Origin of the sequence: Streptomyces sp. NPDC048172, from assembly GCF_043202595.1 — a bacterium.
Taxonomy (GTDB): domain Bacteria; phylum Actinomycetota; class Actinomycetes; order Streptomycetales; family Streptomycetaceae; genus Streptomyces.
Window position 1 is genome coordinate 343,640 of record NZ_JBIDAT010000004.1, and the last position, 22,836, is coordinate 366,475.

Consider the following 22,836-nt stretch of genomic DNA (forward strand, 5'->3'; position numbering starts at 1 on the left):
CAGCGGCAGCGGAGCGTAACAGCCGGGCGCCAGGGCTCCGTCTCAGGGGTTCTGGAACGTCACCTCGGGGTTCGCCTTCGACGGGCCGTCGAGCAGCTTCTGGTGGTGACCCTTGAGGTGCTGCTCGAAGAACGCGCCCACGTACCCCGTGTTGATCTCCCCCGACCTCTTCCCGGACAGCGGGGCCTCCGGGTCGGTGTAGCCGAGCTGACCGGCGAGCACGGGCAGGTCGTTGAAGCTGAAGTGCCCGGCGTCCTTGACCGTGAGCCACTTCTTCCAGCCCTTGAGTCGGCTCCAGTCGCGCGGCCAGGTCTCGTCCTTGCTGCCGGGCCTGTGCCCGGCCTCGGTGCCGAACATCAGCACGGGCCGCCCGAGCGCGGCGCGCGGCACCGGCGCGAAGAACGTACCGTCGAGGTTCGCGGCCGCCCGGATGCGCGGGTCGCTGCCGAGGGCGTACGCGGAGGCATTGCCGCCGAGGGAGTGCCCGGCGGCTCCGATCCGCTTCGGGTCGATCATCGAGGCGTACCGCCCCGCACCCTTGCCTCCAGGACCGAGCAGCTTGTCGAGGGCGAACGACATGTCCGCCGCCCTCCCCCGCGCCGCCTTGGCCAGCAGCTTCTTCTCGGCCGCGTCGTCCGGCTGCTGCTCGACCCGCTCGCAGGCCACGCAGTCGACGAGGCCGCCGGGGAACTCGGTGCCGAACGACTCGTACGCGTGGTCCAGCGACGCGACCACGTAGCCGCGCGAGGCGAGGTCCTCGGCGAGGTGGGTGAGGGTGGCGCGGTTGAGGGTGAAGCCCGGCGAGAGCAGCACCAGCGGGTGCTTCCCGCGTGCGGGCGCGGCTCCCGTACGGGCGTGGGTGCGGGTGGCGGCGACCGTGGCCGGATCGATCTTGTCGTCCTTCTTGATCCCCTTGAGCAGCAGCTCCGCCTCCTTGCCCGACATGTAGGGCGCGGTCTTCCCCTGCCGCTCCCCCTGCTCGCGCGCCGGGTAGTACAGCGACATCATCAGCCGCCGCGGCCCGGCGGACGGCACCCACGGGTCCTTGCGCGAACGGTCCACGAGCTGCTGGGCGTCGCGCCCGACGGCGTACGGGCCGCTGAGCTCGGGAATCGCGAGCCGGGGCTTCTCCTCCGGTGCGGCGGAACCTGCCGAACCTGGCGAACCGGCCGGGCTGGCGCTGGCCGACGTGCACGCCACGGTGGCCAGCAGCGGCCCGAGCGCGGCGACGAGAACGGCGGTCTTGCGGCGACGAGTTGAGATCATGCCGCGAGCGTAGGGAGAACGGGAGGCCGTTCCCATCGACGAAAGTAAGGTCCTCCCCCGGCCGAAAGGCAGACTCCGCGCCCCTCCCGCCCTTGCCACAGTGGTGATCCGCACACGGGAGGGATCACCATGGAAGACGAACGGCCGGAGGCCACGCATCACCACCCGGACGCCCCCTGGTGGGCGGGGACGGGCCCGGCCGGAGCCGTGGCCATGATCGTGTTCGGGGCCGCCGCCGCGCTCTGGCTCTACCTCCGCCTCCCTGGCACCCCGGACGCCGACGGCACCCTGCCCGGCATGTTCTACGGCGCGGCCAAGGTCGCCGCCCTAGGCCTCGTCCTCTCGGGCGGCGCCGCGCTCAATCGCTTCCGTCGGCCTTCGGGGGCAGCGGGCGGACGGTGAGCATCTGTTCCGCGCGGCCGACGGGGCCGTGGACATCATGGAGGACGGTGCTGGTGAGGCCCTGGCCCGTGGGTCCGAAGGTGACGGTGGTGTCCAGGCCGGTCCAGTCGCCCTCGGGCTGGCGGTGCAGGTGGATCGTGAGGTCCACGTTCGGGAACATCCAGTCGGTGGGCGACTGCCGTACGGCTATGCCGTTGGCCGTGTCGACGAGCGCGAGGAACGAGGCCACCGGGCCGATGGGCTCCCCCGCCACGAGGTCGAGCGGGGTGGAGATCCAGGCCGTCGCGCGGCCGGGGCGCGGCGGGGCGAGCGGGCGGGCGTCGAGCGAGGCGATGTACCCGCCCGGCCACAGGTCCCCCATCGCCCAGGTCTCCAGCTCCCCGGGCGGCGTGAGCCGCTCGTCGGCGCCCCCGGCGACGGCGGCGGTGTCCCCCGAGGCCAGCAGCCAGGCGCGGGTCCGCACGACGGGGCGGCCCGCGATCCGGACGACGGCTTCGAGCAGCTCGATGGTCCGCCCGGGCCGCACGCTCTCCACCGTCACCTCGCACTCGTCCAGCGCGGGCTTCCCGAGGATGTCGTGGCTGATCCTGCTCAGGACCAGGCCGGGCCGCGGCCGGTCGGCGAGGTGACGGTCGAGCGCGTGGACGACGAGCCCGCCCAGCGGGCTGAAGTGCTGCTCGTCGTCGGACCAGGCCCCGCTGGCGTGCGGGGTGGGCTTGAAGGTGTGCTCGCCGGTGCGCTCGTAGTAGCTGCCCTGGGACGGTGTGCCGGTGGTCAAGGGTGCCTCTCCTCGCTGCGGTGATCGTCGCGGTGATCGTCACGTCGTACAGCCGAGGATGGCGCAACACGGTCACCGGTGCCCACACCGGGTGCCCCCTGCGCAGCCCCTGCGCACGGACGGGCCTCAACGGGTCATGTGGGCGCCCCCGTTCACATTGAGCACCTGGCCCGTGACGTGCCGGGCCCCGGGCGAGGCGAGGAAGGCGACGGCGCCCGCGATGTCGGCGGGGGCACCGGGCCGCCCGACGGCCGTCGCGGCGACGAGCTGGGAGCGCCGGTCGGCGGGGAGCCGGTCGCGGAAGAACTCGGTGTCGGCGACGTAGCCGGGCGAGACGACGTTGGCCGTGACGTCGCGCGCGCCCAGCTCGCGGGCCAGCTCGACGTTCCACGCCGCGAGGCCCGCCTTGGCCGCGCCGTACGCCCCCGCGCCCTGGTCGGCGGCGATCGAGCCGATGTGGACCACCGCTCCCCCGGCCGCGAGCCGGTCCTCGACGGCCTTGGTGGTGAGCGCCGCGCTGAGCAGGTTGGCGTCGAGGTTGGCGCGGAAGCGGCGCGCGTAGGAGGCGAGCCCGCCCTCCTCTTCGCTGTCGAAGTCGGTGTTGCCGCCCGCGTTGTTGACGAGCACGTCGAGGGGGCCGTCCAGCTCGGCGACGAGCCGCTCGACGGCGGCGGGGTCGGTGTGGTCGCAGACCACCGGCTGGGCACCGGTCTCCTTGGCCGCCGCCTCCAGCGGGGCCCGGCGCCGTCCCGTGATCACCACGGTGTCCCCGCCGTCCCCGCCGTCCGCGAAGTGCCGGGCCACCGCGAGCCCGATGCCCGTGGCTCCGCCGGTGACGAGGATGCGCCGTGCGCGCCGTGTCATAGGGTGACCTCCGTAGCACTGTCGTTCAGGTCTAAATTTAGAGCTAAACGTAACACCGCAGGGAGGCCCCATGGCAAGCGAGAGCGGCGGGAGCGACGCGTATCCGCTGGACAGCGCGTCCGGCTACCCCGTTCAGGAGATCGCCGACGCCTGGGAGCGCGAGCGCCCCGGCACGCCCGTCTCCTCCATCGGCGTCGTCACCCCCGTCTGGCGGCTGGCGAAGCTCCTCGGCGACGACCGCCGCCGCGTCCTGGCCGGCGCCGGGGTGGACGCGGCGACGCTCGACCTGCTCAGCGTCCTGCGCCGGGCGGGCGAACCGTACGCCCTGACCACCCGCGAACTCGCGGCCCGCTCCCTCGTCACGGCGGGCGCGATCTCCCAGCGCGTGGCCCGCGCCGAGAAGGACGGCCTGGTCACCCGCCGCCCCGGCGAACCGCGCCCCCGCGCCGTCACGGTCGCCCTCACCGACGCGGGCCACGCCCTGGTCGAGTCCACCGTCGACCAGGTCCTCACCCGCGAGGCCGACCTGCTGAGCGGCCTCACCACGGCGCAGCAGACCCAGCTCGCCGGACTCCTCCGCGTCCTCCTCCAGGACGTACAGCGGCGCCTGGGCGACGACCGCATCACCCACGTCGGGGCCACCGGGGAGGCCGGGGAGTCGTAGCCCGCCCTGCGCGCCCTACGGGGCTGAGTACGGGCCGCCCCGGACCGTGCGCTGCAGACCGCGGCTGCGCCATGGCTTGTCGCGCAGTTCCCCGCACCCCTGACGGACGCCCCCGAGGGGCAAGGTCAAGCGCGCAGGCCCGCCGCGACGCCGTCGAGGACGACCTTGAGGCCCGCGTCGAAGGTGGCGCGGAAGTCGAGGTGGGCCGTCTCGTCCATGACCTTGGCGAGGGTGGGATAACGACCGGTGGCGTTGAGGCGGGCGAGGTAGGGGGCCACGACGCGCTGCCACTGCTCCTCGCTCATCCCCGTGACGCGCTCCGCGCGCCGCTCGGTGATCTCGCGGCGGGACGCGCCCACCACGTACGCGTTGACCGCCTCGACCGCGCGCATCACCCGGTTGAGGTCCTCGAAGCCGGGGGTGTCGTGCAGGGCCGCCAGCGACCGTTCGAGATGGGCCAGGCCCTCGGGGCCCAGGTGCGGGCGCCCGCCGAGGAGTTCGGCGAACCACTCGTGGCGCAGCACCGCGTCGCGCACGCGGTGCGCGAGCGCGCCCAGGACCCCGCGCCAGTCGCCCTCCAGCACGTGGAGCGGCCCGGCCATCTCGCCGTAGACCGCGTCCGCCATGAGGTCGATCAGCTCCTCCTTCGTCGAGAGGTAGCGATAGAGCCGCATGGGGCCCGCGTCGAGCGCGGCGGCGACCTTGCGCAGGGAGACGGCCTCCAGCCCGTCCGCGTCGGCGAGCTCGACGGCCGCGCGCACGATCCGGTCGCGGCTCAGCGGGCTCGGCGCCGGGCGCGTGGCGGGCTCGGGGCGCTCCCATACGAGCATCGGCTCGCCCTCTCCGGTCCCCCCGGACTCACCTCGTGCCGCCATCGCGCCTCGCCTCCCATCGTGCCCACGCGACGGACGTACGCCCGCACGCGGACCGGACCCGCGCAGCAGGCCCCTCGCTCGCCGGGCAGGCGCGCCCGTGCGGGGCTCACGATACGCGGGTCTCGTGCGATACGCTGTATCGTCCGATACGGCGTATCGCGAGTACGACGTACGCGAGACGTACGCGAGACGTACGCGTATCGGAGCCGGGCATCGCCGCCGTCGCAACGGAAGGGGCACCACATGCGCATCGCCATCGTCGGAGCCGGTCTCGGCGGGCTCACGCTCGCCCGCGTCCTGCACCTGCACGGCTTCGACGCGGTCGTCTTCGAGCGCGAGGAGTCACGCACCGCGCGCGGGCAGGGCGGCATGCTCGACCTGCACACGGAGACCGGTCAGCGGGCCCTGCGCGAAGCGGGATTGGAGGCGGAGTTCCGGGCGCTCGCCCGGCGCGAGGGCCAGGACATGAAGCTGCTCGACCACACCGGCACGCTCCTCGTCCAGCACGACACCCCCGAGGACGCCCCGCTGGAGCGCCCCGAGATCGACCGCACCGACCTGCGCGACCTGCTGCTCGACTCGCTGCCCGGGGAGGCCGACGGGGTTCCGGAGGGGGCCGTCGTCTGGGGGCACGCGTTCACGCACGCGACGCCGCTGCCCGGCGGCGGGCACCTGCTGCACTTCGCGGACGGCGCCACCGCCGAGTGCGACCTGCTGGTCGGCGCGGACGGCGCCCGTTCGCGCGTACGGCCGCTGCTCACCGACGCCGGGCCCCGCCACACCGGGGTCAACCAGGTGGACTGCGGCCGCATCCCCGACGCCGACCGCACCCGGCCCGAGCTGGCGGCCACGGTCGGCCGGGGCAACTACTGGGGCATCGGCGACAGCCAGACCGTCGCGGCCCAGCGCAACGGGGACGGGAGCGTCCGCGTCGGCATGTCCCTGCGCTCCCCCGCCGACTGGTTCGCCACCAGCGGCCTCTCCTTCGAGGACCCGGACCGCGCCCGCGCGGGCCTGCGGAACCTGCTGGAGGCACGGGGCTGGTCCCCGGTCTTCACCGCGCTCGTCGAGGCGTGCGAGGGCCCCGTCGTGCCCCGCCCCATCGAGGCGCTGCCCACCGGCCTGACCTGGGCCGTCACCCCCGGCGTCACCCTCATCGGCGACGCCGCGCACCTGATGCCCCCGGTCGGCGAGGGCGCCAACCTCGCGATGCTCGACGGCGCCGAGCTCGCCCTCGCCCTCGCCGCCAGCCCCGGCGACCCGGCCGCGGCCCTGCGGGGGTACGAGACGGCGATGTTCGAGCGGAGCGCGATCGCGGCCCGCGAGTCCGAGGCGATCCACACCATGATGCTCTCCCCCACCGGCGCCCGGGACATGGCCGCCTTCTTCAGCCGGGAGGCCGAGCACGCCTGACAGCCACGGGCCTGAACCGAACGCGTCACCCCTGCGTTACAGGTGAGGACAGGCCCGCGGGGCGTCGCGAACAATTCCGGTCACGGCCCCCGACGGGGCACGGCGCGACGCGGAGGGTGCACGGAAATGCAGGTTTCACGGCGCTTGCTGCTCACGGCGTCCGGAGCGGCCCTGCTCACCGCAGGCTGCACCGGGCAGGAGAGCGACAAGGAGAGCGACGCCCCCTCGGGCGGCCCCTCGGCCCGCCCCTCGGGCCGCCCGGTCGACTGGAGCGGGGCCCTGGGCGTCAACTTCAACTCGGAGCCCGGCGGCATGCGCCTCGCCCACCTGAAGGACCTCTCCACGGGCTGGGTGCGCGGCTTCGTCCCCCTCGTGCCCCGGACCGACCGCGGCCCCGTCACCCGGCAGCCCCCCGTGGCCACCCTGCTCACGGCGCACGAGAAGGGGTACGCCACGATCCTCTCCCTCAAGTTCCCGCACCCCCGCGAAGCTCTGCCCGAGCCGGGCACCTCCCGCATGGAGAAGGAACTGGCCCGCGTCGACCGGGTACTGAAGGCCGTCCTCGGCAAGGTCGACATCCTCGTCATCGGCAACGAGCCCTTCATCGAGAGCTCGAAGTCCGACCGCGACGGCCCCGGGGTCAACGTCTTCTACGAACACGTGGCCCGCCACGTCATCAAGTACCGCAAGGAGAAGTTCGCGAAGGGCTGCCGCACCCGCCTCTACATGGGCGCGCTCACCTGGCTGGACGACCCCGCCAAGCGGACCGGCGCGACCCGCCGCTGGCTGGAGTTCGTCCACGACACCCGGGAGATCGAGGGCGTCGACATCCACCCCCACGTACGCTCGCTGGAGGGCAGCAAGCAGTACCTGGACTACGTGGTCCCGCGCCTGCGCGAGGACCAGAGGTTCCTCGCGACCGAGTTCTCCCTAGTGCACCTCTGGGGCGACAACATGAAGACCCGGATCCCCGCGGAATTCGCCGAGAAGTGGAAAATGCCCCCGAACTTGAGGGTCTGGCAACTCCTCAAACGAGCGGCAGCCAACCCCTTCCCCCAGGCAAAATGGGACGACTTCCTCTCCATGAGCCCCTGGTTCGACGGCAACAAGCACTACGTCCGTGACCAGATGGCCCAGTTCCGCGCCACGGGCAAACTCGGCGTCGCCACGTACGGCGTCGTCCAGGGCGAGTCCATGGTGAAGGGCATCAAGCCGGCAAAGAAGCCCTGGCTCCTCAACAGCCTCTACGCCACCCGCACGGTCCGCCCCACCGGCACATCCGTAACGGGCCGCAACCCCGCCTTCCAGGCGGACTTCAAGTCCCTCCAACGCAAGGAAGACCGCGTCCCGGTCCGCACGGGAGAGGCCTCGACCTGAGGCGCCCGGCGCGCGAGAGGGCACCCCGCAGTCGTGACGTCGGCCAGTACGTGACGTGCCGACGTGGACTGCTGGGCGCCCTCTCCCACTACTTGAGCACCTCGAATCACCGAACAGACGGCTCCGCCGTCAGGATCAGTGTGCTTTCCTCTTCCCTTCAGACTTGCTGCTGCTGGACTTGGACGCCTTGGCGGGTTCCTGCGCGCTGGAGCTGCCGTGCGACTTGCCGCTCTTGCTCTTGTCGCGGTGGCTCGACTCTCCACTGTGCCCCTTGCTGTGCCCGCTGGAGGTGGCATGGGCATAAGCAGCAGTGCTTGCCTGAGCCTCCGCCTTCTGCTGCCTTTGATGGACGTACTCGTCTGCGTACCACTTGAGCCAGTCATCCTTATCCGGATTCGCCTTCACCTTATGCTTTCCATCGTTCCAGGTGATTTTCCCATGCGGGCGGACGCGGCCGTCATTCCAGATGTACTTGGCGTACTGTTTGTAGTGATCAGGCCACTGTTTCGAGTCCAGAGGAGGCACCTCTCTACGATCATCACCCGCCTCGATGTCGGGCACCTGCTGCCGTTCCTCCGCCTGGTTGGCCTGGTTGTAGTGCATCGCCCCCCTAGCAAAGGTGACGACCCCGTTCACGAATTCCGCGGCCCCCTGGTGCCCACCGACTTGCTTGTTCTCCTCACCGGCGAAAGCACCAGACAGAGGCCCTGACGCCGCGTATCCGGTGCCTAGGGCAATACCTGCCTCAGCCCAGTCGACCCCTTCTCCACGCACCACCTTCGCACCCGTTTTCCAAGCACCCTCGGTGGCCAGGACATACTGACCTGCGGCTCCGAGACCCTTCAAGCCCTTCGCCGCGTAGCTCTCGTCAGGGAATTGACTCCCAATACCCGAAATAATATTTGGGGCGGCATCGGCCAGCAGCCTCACAGCGCGCGTCGGGTTCTCCTGGACAAAACTCCAGGTGGCCTTTGCGGCATCGCCGACGGCGTTGAACGCTTTCCTGATCCACGTCTCGTTGGTGCTGGGGTCGTGGTTGATCGCGTAGAACCCCGCTTCATTGGGGTCTTCGCTGGCGAGGCGTACCATGGCGCCGGCGTCCGAGGGGGGCAGTGGCGCATCGTAGACCTCATCGCCCGAGTAAGCCAGTTCCCCATTTGCATCCACGTACATGGAAACGTAGGAGTTGATGCTGTTCCCGGAGCCGTCTGAATACGGCGACCCATCGCGTTCGGGCATTTCACGCTTCCTTCTCGACGGAGGTCGCTCCATACGGAGCCTGGTGACGTCGAGTTGAGCGACGCCGACCGGATCGTCTCCAGTCGAGAGGCAACTACGTCCCTGCCCCGGAATCGGTTCACTCCCGGCGGGCTCCGCCTGCCGCGGACAGCACGCGGCGCCCGCCAAGCGTCCGGTCGGGGACATGGCGAGCGCCGCGTCGGTATCCGTACGCCGTTGTACGGAAGCGAGGGGGATCCGGAGGGCTAGACCGTGAGGGAGCGGTCCGTGGGGCGGATCGGGGAGGGGAGGGCGCTCGGGGCGCCCGTGAGGTAGCGGTCTACCGCCTTGGCGGCCGAGCGGCCCTCGGCGATGGCCCAGACGATCAGGGACTGGCCGCGGCCCGCGTCGCCCGCCACGTACACGCCGTCGACGTTCGTCGCGTAGTCGCCGTCGCGCGCGACGTTGCCGCGCTCGTCCAGGTCGACACCGAACTGCTCGACCAGCCCGTTCTCACGGTCCACGCCGGTGAAGCCCATCGCCAGGGTGACGAGCTGGGCGGGGATCTTCCGCTCCGTGCCCGGCTTCTGCGTGAGCTTGCCGTCGATGAACTCGACCTCGATGAGGTGCAGCCACTGGACGTTGCCGGCCTCGTCGCCCTCGAAGTGCGTGGTCGAGACCGAGTAGACGCGTTCGCCGCCCTCCTCATGGGCCGAGGTCACCTTGTAGAGCATCGGGAAGGTCGGCCAGGGCTGGCCCGGCGCGCGCTCCTCGCCCGGCTTGGGCATGATCTCCAGCTGGGTCACCGAGGCCGCGCCCTGGCGGTGGGCCGTGCCGACGCAGTCCGCGCCGGTGTCGCCGCCGCCGATGACGACGACGTGCTTGCCCTCCGCCGAGATCGGGGGCGCCACGAAGTCGCCCTCCTGCACCTTGTTGGAGAGCGGCAGGTACTCCATCGCCTGGTGCACGCCGTTCAGCTCGCGGCCCGGGACGGGCAGGTCGCGGGCCGTGGTGGCACCGGCCGCGACGACGACCGCGTCGTACCGCTTGCGCAGCTTGGCCGCGTCGATGTCCCGGCCGATCTCCACGCCCGTACGGAACTTGGTGCCCTCCGCGCGCATCTGCTCGATACGGCGGTTGATGTGCCGCTTCTCCATCTTGAACTCGGGGATGCCGTAGCGCAGGAGGCCGCCGATGCGGTCGGCGCGCTCGTAGACGGCGACCGTGTGCCCGGCCCGGGTGAGCTGCTGGGCCGCGGCGAGCCCGGCCGGGCCCGAGCCGATGACGGCGACGGTCTTGCCGCTCAGGCGCTCCGGGGGCTGCGGGGTGACGCCACCGGTCTCCCACGCCTTGTCGATGATGGAGACCTCGACGTTCTTGATGGTCACGGCGGGCTGGTTGATGCCCAGGACGCACGCCGACTCGCACGGGGCCGGGCAGAGACGGCCCGTGAACTCGGGGAAGTTGTTCGTGGCGTGGAGGCGCTCGGACGCGGCCGTCCAGTCGCCCCGGTACGCGTAGTCGTTCCACTCGGGGATGAGATTGCCGAGCGGACAGCCGTTGTGGCAGAAGGGGATGCCGCAGTCCATGCAGCGGCCCGCCTGCTTGCTGATGATGGGCAGGAGGGAGCCAGGGACGTAGACCTCGTTCCAGTCCTTGACCCGTTCCTCGACGGGGCGGGACTCGGCGACCTCGCGGTCGGTGGTCAGGAAGCCCTTGGGGTCAGCCATTGGTCGCCGCCTCCATCATCTTCTCGTGGGTCTCGGACTCGGAGAGCCCGGCCCGCTCGGCGGCGTCCTTGGCGGCGAGCACGGCCTTGTACGTGGCGGGGACGACCTTGCTGAAGCGCGGCAGCGCCGTCTCCCATTCGGCGAGGAGCTTGGCGGCCACGGTCGAGCCGGTCTCCTCCTGGTGGCGGCGCACCACGTCGTGCAGCCGCGTCTTCTCCTCGGCGGAGGCGTCGGCCATCGGTTCGACGGTGTCGCGCACGCCCACGTTGACGTGTCCCGGGTCGAGGTCGATGACGTACGCGGTGCCGCCGGACATGCCCGCGCCGAAGTTCCTGCCGGTGCCGCCGAGGACGACCGCGGTGCCGCCGGTCATGTACTCGCAGCCGTGGTCGCCGACGCCCTCGGAGACGACCAGCGCGCCGGAGTTGCGGACGCAGAACCGCTCGCCCACGCGGCCGCGCAGGAAGAGCTCGCCGCCGGTCGCGCCGTACGCGAGCGTGTTGCCCGCGATCGTCGAGAACTCGGCGAGGTGGTCGGCGCCGCGGTCCGGGCGGACGACGATCCGGCCGCCGGAGAGGCCCTTGCCGACGTAGTCGTTGGCGTCGCCCTCCAGCCGCAGGGTCACGCCGCGCGGCACGAACGCGCCGAACGACTGGCCCGCGGAGCCGGTGAAGGTGATGTCGACGGTGTCGTCGGGCAGCCCGGCGCCGCCGAACTTCTTCGTCACCTCGTGCCCGAGCATCGTGCCCACGGTCCGGTTGGTGTTACGGATCGCGACCTGCGCCCGTACGGGCTGCGCGGACTCGGCGGTGTCGGCGTGCAGCGCGTCGGCGGCGAGCTTGATCAGCTGGTTGTCGAGCGCCTTCTCCAGGCCGTGGTCCTGGACGGTGACCTGGTGGCGCTTGGCGCCCTCGGGCAGCTCGGGGACGTGGAGGAGCGGCGCGAGGTCGAAGCCGCGCGCCTTCCAGTGGTCCACGGCGCGGGAGGTGTCGAGGAGCTCGGCGTGCCCGATGGCCTCGTCGAGCGAGCGGAAGCCCAGCTCGGCGAGGAGCTCGCGGACCTCCTCGGCGATGAACTGGAAGAAGTTCACGACGTACTCGGCCTTGCCGCTGAACCGCTCCCGCAGGGTGGGGTTCTGGGTGGCGATGCCGACCGGGCAGGTGTCCAGGTGGCACACGCGCATCATCACGCAGCCGGAGACGACCAGCGGCGCGGTCGCGAAGCCGTACTCCTCGGCGCCCAGCAGCGCGGCGATGACGACGTCACGGCCGGTCTTGAGCTGGCCGTCGGTCTGGACGACGATCCGGTCGCGCAGCCCGTTGAGCAGCAGCGTCTGCTGCGTCTCGGCGAGGCCCAGCTCCCAGGGGCCGCCCGCGTGCTTGAGCGAGGTCAGCGGGGAGGCGCCCGTACCGCCGTCGTGGCCGGAGATCAGCACGACATCGGCGTGCGCCTTGGACACGCCCGCGGCCACGGTCCCGACGCCGACCTCGCTCACCAGCTTCACGTGGATACGTGCGGCCGGGTTGGCGTTCTTGAGGTCGTGGATGAGCTGGGCGAGGTCCTCGATGGAGTAGATGTCGTGGTGCGGCGGCGGCGAGATGAGGCCGACGCCGGGCGTCGAGTGCCGGGTCTTGGCGACCCAGGGGTAGACCTTGTGGCCCGGGAGCTGGCCGCCCTCGCCGGGCTTGGCGCCCTGGGCCATCTTGATCTGGATGTCGTCGGAGTTGACGAGGTACTCGGAGGTGACCCCGAAACGGCCGGAGGCGACCTGCTTGATGCTGGAGCGCCGCGCCGGGTCGTAGAGCCGCTCCGGGTCCTCGCCGCCCTCACCGGTGTTGGACTTGCCGCCCAGCTGGTTCATGGCGATGGCGAGGGTCTCGTGCGCCTCGCGGGAGATCGAGCCGTACGACATCGCGCCGGTCGAGAACCGCTTGACGATCTCGCTGGCGGGCTCCACCTCGTCCAGCGGCACCGAGGGCCGGTCGCCCTTGAGCCCGAACAGGCCGCGCAGCGTCATCAGCCGCTCGGACTGCTCGTCCACGCGCGAGGTGTACTGCTTGAAGATGTCGTAGCGCCGCTCGCGCGTGGAGTGCTGGAGCCGGAAGACCGTGTCCGGGTCGAACAGGTGCGGCTCGCCCTCGCGGCGCCACTGGTACTCGCCGCCGATGTCCAGCGCGCGGTGCGTGGCGGAGATCCCGGAGGCCGGGTACGCCTTGGCGTGCCGCGCGGCGACCTCCTTGGCGATCACGTCGAGACCGGCGCCGCCGATCTTGGTGGTGGTGCCGTGGAAGTAGGTGTCGATGAACGACTCGTCGAGCCCGACGGCCTCGAAGACCTGCGCGCCGCGGTAGGAGGCGACGGTGGAGATGCCCATCTTGGACATCACCTTGAGCACGCCCTTGCCCAGCGCGTAGATCAGGTTGCGGATGGCCTCTTCGGGGTCGGCGTCCCCGTCCAGGAACGTCCCGGCCCGCACCAGGTCCTCCACGGACTCCATGGCGAGATACGGGTTCACGGCCGCGGCCCCGTACCCGATCAGCAGCGCCACGTGGTGCACCTCGCGCACGTCGCCCGCCTCTATCAGCAGGCCCACGCGGGTGCGCTGCTTGGTGCGGATGAGGTGGTGGTGCACCGCCGAGGTGAGCAGCAGCGACGGGATCGGCGCGTGCTCGGCGTCCGAGTGGCGGTCGGACAGCACGATCAGCCGGGCGCCGGACTCTATCGCCGCGTCGGCCTCGGCGCAGATCTCCCGGATCCGCTCGGCGAGGCCGTCCCCTCCTTCGGCGACACGGTAGAGACCGGAGAGCGTGGCGGTCTTGAAGCCCGGCAGGTCCCCGTCGGCGTTGATGTGGATGAGCTTGGCCAGCTCGTCGTTGTCGATCACCGGGAACGTCAGCGAGACGCTGCGGCACGAGGCCGCCGTCGGGTCGAGCAGATTGCCCGCCGGACCCAGCGGCGAGCGCAGCGAAGTCACCAGCTCCTCGCGGATGGCGTCCAGCGGCGGGTTCGTGACCTGCGCGAAGAGCTGCGTGAAGTAGTCGAAGATCAGCCGGGGCCGCTCGGAGAGCGCCGCGATCGGCGAATCGGTCCCCATGGACCCGATCGGCTCGGCGCCCGTACGGGCCATGGGCGCGAGCAGGACGCGCAGCTCCTCCTCGGTGTACCCGAAGGTCTGCTGCCGCCGGGTGACGGACGCGTGCGTGTGCACGATGTGCTCACGCTCGGGGAGGTCCTCCAGCTCGATGATGCCGCTGTCCAGCCACTCCTGGTACGGCTGCTCGGCGGCGAGCTGCGCCTTGATCTCGTCGTCCTCGATGATCCGCCCCTCGGCGGTGTCCACGAGGAACATCCGCCCGGGCTGCAGGCGTCCCTTCCGCACCACCTTGGCCGGGTCGATGTCGAGGACGCCGACCTCGGAGGCGAGGACGACGAGGCCGTCGTCCGTGACCCAGTACCGCCCGGGCCGCAGGCCGTTGCGGTCGAGAACGGCGCCGACCTGGACGCCGTCGGTGAAGGTGACGCAGGCGGGTCCGTCCCAGGGCTCCATCATCGTGGAGTGGTACTGGTAGAAGGCGCGGCGTGCCGGGTCCATCGAGTCCCGCGCGCCCTCGCTCTCCCACGCCTCGGGCACCATCATCAGCACGGAGTGCGGCAGCGAACGCCCGCCGAGGTGCAGCAGCTCCAGGACCTCGTCGAAGGTGGCGGAGTCGGACGCGCCGGGCGTACAGACGGGGAACGTCTTCGCCAGCTCGGCGGGGAGCTGGGACTCGCGGGCGCGCATCCAGTTGCGGTTGCCCTGCACGGTGTTGATCTCACCGTTGTGCGCGACGAAGCGGTACGGGTGCGCCAGCGGCCAGCTCGGGAAGGTGTTCGTGGAGAACCGCGAGTGCACCAGCGCGACCGCGGTCGCGAAGCGCCGGTCGGACAGATCCGGGAAGAACGGCTCCAGCTGCCCGGTGGTGAGCATGCCCTTGTAGACGAGGGTGCGCGCGGAGAGCGACGGGAAGTAGACCCCGGCCTCGCGCTCGGCGCGCTTGCGCAGCACGAACGCGATCCGGTCGAGAGCGACGCCGCTCTTCCCTTCGCCCTGCACGAAGAGCTGCCGGAAGCACGGCATGGTCTCGCGGGCGCCCGCGCCCAGCAGGTCGGGGGCGACGGGGACCTCGCGCCAGCCGAGGACGGTGAGCCCCTCCTCGGTCGCGATCGTCTCGATCCGCGAGACGGCCTCAGCGGCGTCGCTCTCCTCGGCGGGGAGGAAGGCGATGCCGACGGCGTACGAACCGGCCTCCGGCAGCGCGAAGGGGACGTTCTCCCGCAGGAAGGCGTCCGGGACCTGGAGGAGGATGCCCGCGCCGTCCCCGGTGTCCGGGTCGGAGCCGGTGGCACCCCGGTGCTCCAGGTTCCGCAGCACGGTCAGCGCCTGCTCTACGAGGTCATGGCTGGCGTCGCCGGTAAGGGTCGCCACGAAGCCGACACCGCAGGCGTCGTGCTCGTATCGGGGGTCGTAAAGGCCCTGCTTGGCAGGGGATGTCGATACAGCGCGCATCGGCTCTCCCGTCGTCTCGTGGCAAAGGTGCGTACCCGAGGGACGACGTTGGCCCTCATGCGGCAAAAATTTTCGTGCAGGTTACATGATGGCCGTCTTCCCGAACAGTGGATACGCGAGTCCACGATGTGGACACACGAGGTGAGGGGACGACGGCCCTGTGGGGCCTGCGAAAGGGGTTCTGCGACGGTTCTGCGGGGGGTCACCCCGCGCACGGCGAAACGGGCGTCATTGCCCGTGGGCCTTCTTGCTCCTGCCCACCGATGAACAAACTGAAACCGCCGAGTAACACGCGGATCATGCCGTGCGTGCGCGCCGCGCGCCGTGACCCAGACCACACCTGTTCCGGCTGTGTTCGTTTTGCGGCTCCGCCGCGTGGGCGCGACCGGTTCAAGACTTTTGGGCTTGCCCGATTAGGGGCGCGGAGCTGTGTTTGATTTGCGGCTCCGCCGCGTGGGCGCGACGGGTCACGGCACGTCGGGGCTTGCCCCTGTTCCCTCAGGGGCGCGGGGAACTGCGCGCCCAGCCCCCACGCGGGCGCGCCCCGCGAAGCACAGCCCGGGGCACCCCGGGCGCGGCTCTTGCACGCGGGGCACCCGGCGCAGGGGGCTGCGCTTGCCAACCCTGCGCCTTGCGCAGACTTCCCAAGCCCAGTGGGGGGAGGAGCACAGTGAGGGGTCGGGTCAGCCCAGGATTACCGGGAGGGACTCCAGTTCGTTCTGGGTGAGAACGGGGCGGTTGCGGATCTCGGAGAGGGCGGCGCCGAGCCGAAGGCCGGGGAAGCGGGCGAAGAGGGCGGGGAGGGCGATGGACGCCTCAAGACGGGACAGCGCGGCACCGGGGCAGATGTGGGGCCCGTGCCCAAACGCCATGTGACGGATCGGCGTCTCACGGCGTACATCGAAGTCGTCCGCGTTCTCCCCGTGCTGCGAACGGTCCCGCCCGATCGCCCGGTACGACATCACGACCCCCTCCCCCTCACGGATCACCGTGTCGCCCACCGCGATGTCCTCCGTCGCGAACCGCAGCAGCAGATGCGTGGACGGCGACTCCCACCGCAGCGTCTCCTCGATCACGACGTCCCAGCCGATCTCGCCGTCCAGGACGAGCCGGAGCTGGTCGGGATGGGTGAGCAGCGCCCGTACGGCGCAGAGGATCAGGCCGATCGTGGTCTCGTGCCCGGCGGCGACCATCGCCTCCAGGTTGCCCGCGACCTCCTCGGGCGTCAGCGGCTCGCCGCCCTCGTCGGCGAGGACGAGCGCGCTGGTCAGGTCGTCCACGGGGCGTGCCGTCTTCTCGCGGACCAGGTCGGCGTAGATGCCGTCCAGTTCCTCGATGACGGCGAGGCGCTCGTCCTGCGGGGTGAGCATCGAGAAGAACGCGTCGTACAGCGTGTGGAGACGGGGCCGCAGCGCGTCCGGCACGCCCATCAGCTCGCACACCACGGACATCGGCAGCGGGCCGGCGAAGGCGGCCTTCAGGTCGACCGGTTCACCCGGCGCGTCCGCCGCGCCGCGCGCCATCTCCTCCAGCAGCCGCTCGCAGATCGCCTCGACCGTGGGCCGCAGTTCCTCAAGACGCCGGGGCGTGACCGCCTGGGCGGTCTTCACGCGCAGGCGACGGTGCTCGGCGCCGTCGACCGTGAACATCGAGCGCCCGGCGTCGACCATCCCGATCAGCGGCCATTCCTGGGTGACCTGGCCGGACTTCCACAGGTTCCACTGGCGGATGTCCTTCACCAGGCGGCTGTCGGTGAGGAGCCTGCGCGCGTCGGCGTGCGTGGTGATCGTCCACGCCTCGGCGCCCATCAGTTCGATCCGCACGACGGGGCCCGCCTCGCGCAGCGCCGCGGTCTCCCCCGCGAGATTCCCGATGAGCGGGTCGATCACCAGCGGATCGAGGGCCACTCCGCCCGCCCCGCTCGAACCCTCGGAACCGGTCCCCATCGGGCACTTCATCGTCAACCTCCGTACGCAGGGGTGGGAGCGAACTGGACGGGCAGGACGGTCATGCCCCGCAGGAACGGGGACGGCCGCCGGGCGAGGGTCTCGGCGGGCACCGCCAGGTCGAGCCCGGGGAGCCGGTCGAGGAGCACCTCGATGCCCGTACGGGCGATGATCTCGGCTATCTCCTGTGCCGGGAAGGGGCACTGGAACTCGCCGTGGCTGAAGGCGAAGTGGGCGAAGTTGCTGTTGCGCAGGCCGTCCGCCGAGCCGCCCGGGTTGTGGGCCGCGGGGTCGGCGTTGGCACCGGCGAGGCCGAGCAGCAGCATGTCGCCCGCCTTGATCGACTGTCCGCCGAGCCGGGTGTCGCGCGCGGCCCAGCGTCCGGCGAGGATCTGCGTGGGGGTGTCCTCCCACAGCACCTCGTTCATCGCCTCGGGCACGCTGTGCCGCCCGCCGGTGAGCGAGGCGGCGAAGCGGTCGTCGGTGAGCATGAGCCGCACGGAGTTGCCGATCCAGTCGGCGGTCGGCAGGTAACCGGCGGCGGTGATCGCCATCAGGTCGAGCGTGTACTCCTGGTCGGTGAACGGCTCGGGGTGCGTGACCATGTACGAGACCACGTCGGCGCCCGGCGTGGTCTTCTTGTGCCCGACGAGCTTGCCCATCAGGGCCACCGCGTGGTCGAAGCCGCCGATCGCGTCGGCGCCGCCGTCGGCCATCGCGCCGAGCGAGTCGATCAGCGCCGCGTCGTCGGCCTCCGGGAAGCCGAGCATCCGGGCGAGCGCGAGGACGGCGAGCGGCTTGGCGTACGCGGAGATGACCTCCGCCTCGCCCGCGCCGCAGAACCGGTCGATCAGCCGGTCGGCGATCGCCTCCGTGGAGCGGCGCAGCTCGACATGGCCGACGCGCTCCAACGCGTCCTGGACCATGGTCAGATGGCGCCGGTGCTCCTCACCGACGGTGAAGTACACGGACGGCATGCGCTGGCCGACCATCGGACGCAGCGGCCAGTCCTCGGGCAGCGTCTCCCACTGGTTCCAGAGGCCGACGTCGCGGGGGAAGAGCGTGGAGTCGGTGGTGACCTGGTACATCTCCGTGTAGCCGATCACCAGCCAGGCGGGCACGTCGCCCGGGAGCACGACGGGCACGACCGCGCCGTGCTCGCGCCGCATGTCGCGGTAGACGCCTTCGAGGTCGGTGTGGAACCGGGGGCCCATGAGGGGGACGGGATCACCGCCGCCGTGGGCCGGGCAGCCGGGTGGCGGTTGCGGCGGCGGACCTTGCGGCTGTGCGTGGGGCTGACTGGTCACGATCGCTTCTCCCCTAGCGGCCGGTGGCGCTGAACGTCGGTTGTTTCCCGCTTCCTGTCAACTTGAAGACACCCTAGGTCCGTTGGGGATCATCATGGGCCACATCCCGCACACGAGTCATCACTAGTTCACGCATTTTTCGAAACACCCTTGACACCTCCCGGCCCTGTGAAGAGTATCTGTAAACGTTTTCAGCTTGGCTTTCAGCGTGCTGTAAAGGTTTACAGCTTTACGGCGGACTCACCGGAGCGGCAAAGGAGCTGCCAGATGTCCGAGGGCGGACCACCCACCATCGTGTCGATCGCGGAACGCGCGGGCGTCTCGATCGCCTCGGTGTCCCGGGTGCTGAACGGGGTGGGGGCGCGCCCCGACACCGTGCGCAAGGTCGAGCGCGCCGCGGCCGAGCTGGGCTATGTGCCCAACGCCGTGGCCCAGTCCCTCAAGGGCGGCCGCACCAAGCAGCTCACCTTCGCCATGCAGGACATCGGCAACCCGGTCTACGTCACCATGGTCCGCGAGATCCAGGCCGAGGCCCGCGCCGCCGGATACCGGCTGCTGCTCCACTCCACCGACGCCGTGATCGAGGACGAGCTCGCCGTCGTGCGCAGCCTCGGCGACCGTACGAGCGACGGGCTGATCCTCTGTCCCATCCGCATCACGCCCGAGCACATCGAGGTGCTGAGCCAGGCCGCCGGCCCGGTCGTCGTCATCGGCTCGCTGCCGGGCGACGTCCAGGTCGACGCGGTGCAGGCCGACTCCGTGGCGGGCGCCCGGCTCGCCGTGCAGCACCTCGCGGAGACCGGGCGGCGCCGCATCGCGCTCATCAACGGCCCGCTCGACACCGTGCCAGGCCACAACCGCCGCCAGGGCTACCTCAAGGCCCTCGCCGATCTCGGGCTGCCGCACCACCCCGAGGCCGAGCGCGCCACCGAGTTCGGCCTCGCCGCCGGACGGCGGGCCGCCCACCAGCTGCTGGACGTACACCCGGACCTGGACGCCTTCTTCTGCGCCAACGACCAGCTCGCGCTGGGCGCCAGCCAGGCCGTCCACGAGCGCGGGCTGCGGATGCCCGAGGACATCGCCGTCGCCGGGATGGACGACAGCGACCTCGCGCAGGCCGCCTGGCCCCCGCTGACCAGCGTCGACCTCGGCTCCGTCGAGCGCGGCAGGCTCGCCGCGCGGATGCTGCTCGACCGGCTCGCGGGCGCGGACCTCGACACGACCGCGGCGCGGCGTACGACCGCGGTCCCCCGCCTCGTCGTCCGCGGCTCCACGGACCCCTCGGCCTCCCCCGCGGGGAGGTCCGCGTGAGCGCCGCGACGGCCCCCACCGGGCCCTCCTCGCCGCCGGCCGGGAGCAGAGGCACGCCCCCGCCCCGTACGCCCGCCGCGCGCAAGCGGATGCTCGGGCTCGACCACGGCGCCTGGTTCCTGCTGCTGCCCGCGCTGCTGCCGATCCTGGTGCTGAGCGCCGGGCCGCTGCTCTACGCGATCTCCCTCGCGTTCACCGACTCGCAGATGGGGCGGACGGTCGACACGGACTTCGTCGGCGTCGACAACTTCCGTACGCTGCGCCTCGACTCGCTCTTCTGGGAGTCGTTCCGCATCGGCCTCATCTGGGCGGTCTGCGTCACCGCGCTGCAGCTCCTGCTCTCCCTCGGGCTGGCGCTGCTGCTCAACCAGAACCTCCGGTTCCGCTGGCTGGCCCGTACGCTCGCGCTCGTCCCCTGGGCGATGCCCGAGGTCGTCGTCGGCATCATGTGGCGGCTCGTCTACCACCAGGACGCGGGCATCCTCAACAAGACGCTGCGCGACCTGCATCTGATCAGCGAGAACATCGACTGGCTGACGAACCTCTCCCTCGCCCTCCCCGCCGTGATCCTCGTCGGCGTCTGGGCGGGCATGCCGCAGACCACCGTCGTCCTCCTCGCCGGGCTCCAGAACGTCCCGCAGGAGCTGAACGAGGCCGCGCAGCTCGACGGCGCGGGTGTCTGGCGCCGGTTCGCCTCGGTCACCTGGCCCGCGGTCCGGCCGGTCGCCATCGCCATCACGGCGCTCAACTTCATCTGGAACTTCAACTCGTTCGGCCTGGTCTACGTGCTGACCCAGGGCGGCCCCGGCGGCAAGACCCGGCTGCCGATGCTCTTCGCGTACGAGGAGGCGTTCAAGTACGGCCAGTTCGGCTACGCCGCCGCGATGGGCGTGGTGATGATCGCGGTCATCGCCGTCTTCCTCACCGTGTTCCTGCGCAAGCGCCTGAAGGAGGACGCCTCATGAGCGCCGTGAGAGCCACCCGTGCCGCAGGGCGCACCGGGCAGTACCTCGCCCTGCTCTGCTACCTCGTCTTCCTCGCCTTCCCCCTGCTCTGGCTGCTCTCCACCTCGTTCAAGTCCCCGCAGGAAATGGGCAGCATCGATCCGACCTGGATCCCGAAGTATCCCTCGCTCGACAACTTCCGCGAGGCGTTCGAGACGCAGCCGCTGGCCCGTTCCGCGCTCAACAGCCTGATCGTCGCGGGCAGCGCCACGCTGATCTCGGTGACCATCGCGGTGCCCGCCGCGTACGCGCTGGTCCGCTTCCGCTCGAAGGTGAGCAGCGCGGCCACCGGCTGGATCCTGGTCAGCCAGATGTTCCCGTTCGTGCTGGTGATCATCCCGCTCTTCCTGCTGCTCAAGAACGTCCACCTGATCGACTCCCTCTCGGGCCTGATCATCGTGTACGTCGTCTGGAACCTGCCCTTCTCGCTCTGGATGCTCCAGGGGTACGTCAAGGCCGTGCCCGTCTCGCTGGAGGAGGCCGCGGCGATGGACGGGGCCAGCAGATTCCGCGTCCTGCGCAGCGTGGTCCTCCCGCTGCTCGCGCCCGGCCTGGTGGCGACGCTGATGTTCTCGTTCGTCACCGCCTGGAACGAGTTCTTCTTCGCCCTGGTGCTGCTCAAGTCCCCGGAGAACCAGACCATGTCCGTGATCCTCACCCACTTCATCGGCACCGAGGGCGTGGCGGACCTGGGCCCGCTGGCCGCCGCCTCCGTCCTCGCGACGATCCCGAGCCTGCTCTTCTTCGCGCTGCTCCAGCGACGGCTGGCCAGCGGCATGATCGCCGGGGCGGTGAAGGGCTGATGCGCCGCGTCCGGGTCCGCGTCCGTACGGCGGCCGCGGTGCTGCTGTCCACCGCTCTCCTCGCCGCGCTCACCTCCTGCTCCGGCGGGGACGAGGGCGGCGGCGACGGCACCGTCACCCTCGACTACTACAGCCTGGCCTGGCAGAAGGAGTCCGTCGCTGCCAACAAGAGGCTCGTCGCGCGCTGGAACAAGGCCCACCCCAGGACCAAGGTCCGCTACGTCCAGGGCTCCTGGGACAACGTCCACGACCAGCTCCTCACCTCCTTCGAGGGCGGCGAGGCGCCCGACATCATCCACGACGACGCCAGCGACCTGACGGACTTCGCCTACGGCGGCTACCTCGCCGACCTGCGCGGCCTGCTCCCCGGGAAGCTGCGCAAGGACATCCCGCAGCGCACCTGGGACAGCGTCACGATGAACGGCGGCCGGGTCTACGGCGTGCCGTTCTCCCAGGAGCCGCGGGTGATCGTCGCCAACAAGAAGCTGCTGGAGAAGTCCGGCGCGCGCATCCCGACGGCCGAGAAGCCCTGGACGTGGGACGAGTTCGAGAAGTTCTCCCGCGACCTCACGGTCAAGGGCAAGCGCTTCGGGACCGTCTGGACGATGAAGGAGCCGGTCAAGCAGTCCGTCAACCTCTCGCAGTCGACCGGCGGCAAGATCTTCACCAAGGAGCGGACGGACGACGGGCCGAAGAACGAGGTCCGCTTCAACCGCCGCGACTCCGCCGTCAGCGAGCTGATCAACCGCCAGGTCAACGAGGACCGTACGGCCCCCAGGAGCGGGCTCGGCATGGCCGGGTCCGACGCGCTGCCCGGCTTCTTCGCCGGGAAGTACGCGACGGTGCCGCTCAACTACTCGTTCCGCCAGCAGGTCAAGCAGCAGGCGCCCGACGGCTTCGAGTGGACGGTCCTCCCGATGCCGCGCGGCGAGCGCCCGGGGCAGAACGCGCAGGGCGTCGTCCCGCAGACCCTCTCCGTCGCCGAGGAGAGCTCCCACAAGCGGGCGGCGGCCCAGTTCATCGCGTACATGGCGCAGCCCGCGCACATGGCCGAGCTCGCCAAGGGCGACTGGATCCTCCCGACGGGCCGCGAGGCCCTCAAGGACCCGGCCCTCAACCGGACGAAGGACGGCTGGCGCATGGGCGTCGACACGGCGAAGACGCTCCGCCCCTCCCCCACCCTCGGCGTACGGGGCTACGCGGAGTGGTCCGACAAGATCGCCACCCCCGCCTTCCAGCGCTACTACAACGGCGACACCTCGCGCGACGACCTCGCCCGCTCCCTCACCCACGACGGCCAACTCATCCTCGACCGCTACCAGAGGTAGGCAC

17 protein-coding genes are annotated in these 22,836 nt (G+C 71.0%); 8 read left to right on the forward strand and 9 right to left on the reverse strand.

The genetic code is table 11. The features are described 5' to 3' along the window. Positions 1-42: 42 nt before the first annotated feature. A complete protein-coding gene (locus ACGF3A_RS19330) occupies positions 43-1,266 on the reverse strand; it encodes an alpha/beta hydrolase family protein (RefSeq protein ID WP_393731325.1) in 1,224 nt (407 codons plus the stop codon). A 129-nt stretch (positions 1,267-1,395) separates the two neighbouring features. On the opposite strand from ACGF3A_RS19330, the gene ACGF3A_RS19335 reads away from it, so the two are divergent. After that, positions 1,396-1,668: a hypothetical protein gene (locus ACGF3A_RS19335; protein WP_393731327.1), complete on the forward strand. Its 273-nt coding sequence runs from the start codon at positions 1,396-1,398 to the stop codon at positions 1,666-1,668. Here ACGF3A_RS19335 and ACGF3A_RS19340 read toward each other — a convergent pair. Both ACGF3A_RS19340 and ACGF3A_RS19345 read right to left on the reverse strand, forming a co-directional pair. Beyond that, positions 1,625-2,446, reverse strand: a complete 822-nt coding sequence (locus ACGF3A_RS19340) for a thioesterase family protein (RefSeq protein WP_393731329.1) — start codon at positions 2,444-2,446, stop codon at positions 1,625-1,627. The two genes, ACGF3A_RS19335 and ACGF3A_RS19340, sit on opposite strands and share 44 nt — an antisense overlap. 126 nt (positions 2,447-2,572) lie before the next feature. Next, the gene (locus tag ACGF3A_RS19345) at positions 2,573-3,310 is read right to left on the reverse strand and encodes an SDR family NAD(P)-dependent oxidoreductase (protein ID WP_393731331.1); all 738 of its coding nucleotides are present in this window, start codon (positions 3,308-3,310) and stop codon (positions 2,573-2,575) included. Positions 3,311-3,380: 70 nt separating this feature from the next. Here ACGF3A_RS19345 and ACGF3A_RS19350 point away from each other — a divergent pair, with 70 nt between their 5' ends. Then, complete coding sequence (locus ACGF3A_RS19350) at positions 3,381-3,974, forward strand: MarR family winged helix-turn-helix transcriptional regulator (RefSeq protein WP_393731333.1); 594 nt, start codon at positions 3,381-3,383, stop codon at positions 3,972-3,974. A gap of 125 nt (positions 3,975-4,099) precedes the next feature. Here ACGF3A_RS19350 and ACGF3A_RS19355 read toward each other — a convergent pair whose 3' ends face one another. After that, on the reverse strand, positions 4,100-4,804 hold the full coding sequence (locus ACGF3A_RS19355) for a TetR/AcrR family transcriptional regulator (protein ID WP_393731892.1): 705 nt from the start codon (positions 4,802-4,804) through the stop codon (positions 4,100-4,102). 288 nt (positions 4,805-5,092) lie between these two features. On the opposite strand from ACGF3A_RS19355, the gene ACGF3A_RS19360 reads away from it, so the two are divergent. Next, a complete protein-coding gene (locus ACGF3A_RS19360; protein WP_393731335.1) occupies positions 5,093-6,262 on the forward strand; it encodes an FAD-dependent oxidoreductase in 1,170 nt (389 codons plus the stop codon). Between the two features lie 126 nt (positions 6,263-6,388). Then, a complete protein-coding gene (locus ACGF3A_RS19365; protein ID WP_393731337.1) occupies positions 6,389-7,639 on the forward strand; it encodes a hypothetical protein in 1,251 nt (416 codons plus the stop codon). Between the two features lie 135 nt (positions 7,640-7,774). Here the strand turns inward: ACGF3A_RS19365 and ACGF3A_RS19370 are convergent, their stop codons facing one another. The 5 genes from ACGF3A_RS19370 to ACGF3A_RS19390 all read right to left on the reverse strand — a co-directional run bounded on the left by ACGF3A_RS19370 (position 7,775) and on the right by ACGF3A_RS19390 (position 18,293). Beyond that, positions 7,775-8,878, reverse strand: a complete 1,104-nt coding sequence (locus tag ACGF3A_RS19370; protein WP_393731339.1) for a hypothetical protein — start codon at positions 8,876-8,878, stop codon at positions 7,775-7,777. Between the two features lie 245 nt (positions 8,879-9,123). Beyond that, positions 9,124-10,587, reverse strand: coding sequence for a glutamate synthase subunit beta (locus tag ACGF3A_RS19375; protein ID WP_393731340.1), 1,464 nt, complete (start codon positions 10,585-10,587; stop codon positions 9,124-9,126). Beyond that, on the reverse strand, positions 10,580-15,133 hold the full coding sequence (gltB, locus tag ACGF3A_RS19380; RefSeq protein WP_393731342.1) for a glutamate synthase large subunit: 4,554 nt from the start codon (positions 15,131-15,133) through the stop codon (positions 10,580-10,582). Before gltB ends, ACGF3A_RS19375 begins: the two co-directional genes overlap by 8 nt. Before the next feature lie 683 nt (positions 15,134-15,816). Continuing rightward, entirely contained in the window at positions 15,817-17,091 is a 1,275-nt protein-coding gene (locus ACGF3A_RS19385) for a cytochrome P450 (RefSeq protein WP_393731345.1), read from the reverse strand. A gap of 2 nt (positions 17,092-17,093) precedes the next feature. Beyond that, positions 17,094-18,293 (reverse strand): cytochrome P450, encoded by a 1,200-nt coding sequence (locus ACGF3A_RS19390; protein ID WP_393731347.1) that lies wholly within the window; start codon positions 18,291-18,293, stop codon positions 17,094-17,096. Positions 18,294-18,653: 360 nt separating this feature from the next. Here ACGF3A_RS19390 and ACGF3A_RS19395 point away from each other — a divergent pair, with 360 nt between their 5' ends. The 4 genes from ACGF3A_RS19395 to ACGF3A_RS19410 all read left to right on the forward strand — a co-directional run bounded on the left by ACGF3A_RS19395 (position 18,654) and on the right by ACGF3A_RS19410 (position 22,832). Continuing rightward, on the forward strand, positions 18,654-19,697 hold the full coding sequence (locus ACGF3A_RS19395; protein WP_393731349.1) for a LacI family DNA-binding transcriptional regulator: 1,044 nt from the start codon (positions 18,654-18,656) through the stop codon (positions 19,695-19,697). Between the two features lie 89 nt (positions 19,698-19,786). Beyond that, on the forward strand, positions 19,787-20,662 hold the full coding sequence (locus tag ACGF3A_RS19400; protein WP_393731893.1) for a carbohydrate ABC transporter permease: 876 nt from the start codon (positions 19,787-19,789) through the stop codon (positions 20,660-20,662). Further along, positions 20,659-21,504, forward strand: a complete 846-nt coding sequence (locus ACGF3A_RS19405; RefSeq protein ID WP_393731351.1) for a carbohydrate ABC transporter permease — start codon at positions 20,659-20,661, stop codon at positions 21,502-21,504. The genes ACGF3A_RS19400 and ACGF3A_RS19405 overlap by 4 nt, the downstream gene beginning before the upstream one ends. Further along, entirely contained in the window at positions 21,504-22,832 is a 1,329-nt protein-coding gene (locus ACGF3A_RS19410) for an ABC transporter substrate-binding protein (protein WP_393731354.1), read from the forward strand. The genes ACGF3A_RS19405 and ACGF3A_RS19410 overlap by 1 nt, the downstream gene beginning before the upstream one ends. Positions 22,833-22,836 lie beyond the last annotated feature (4 nt).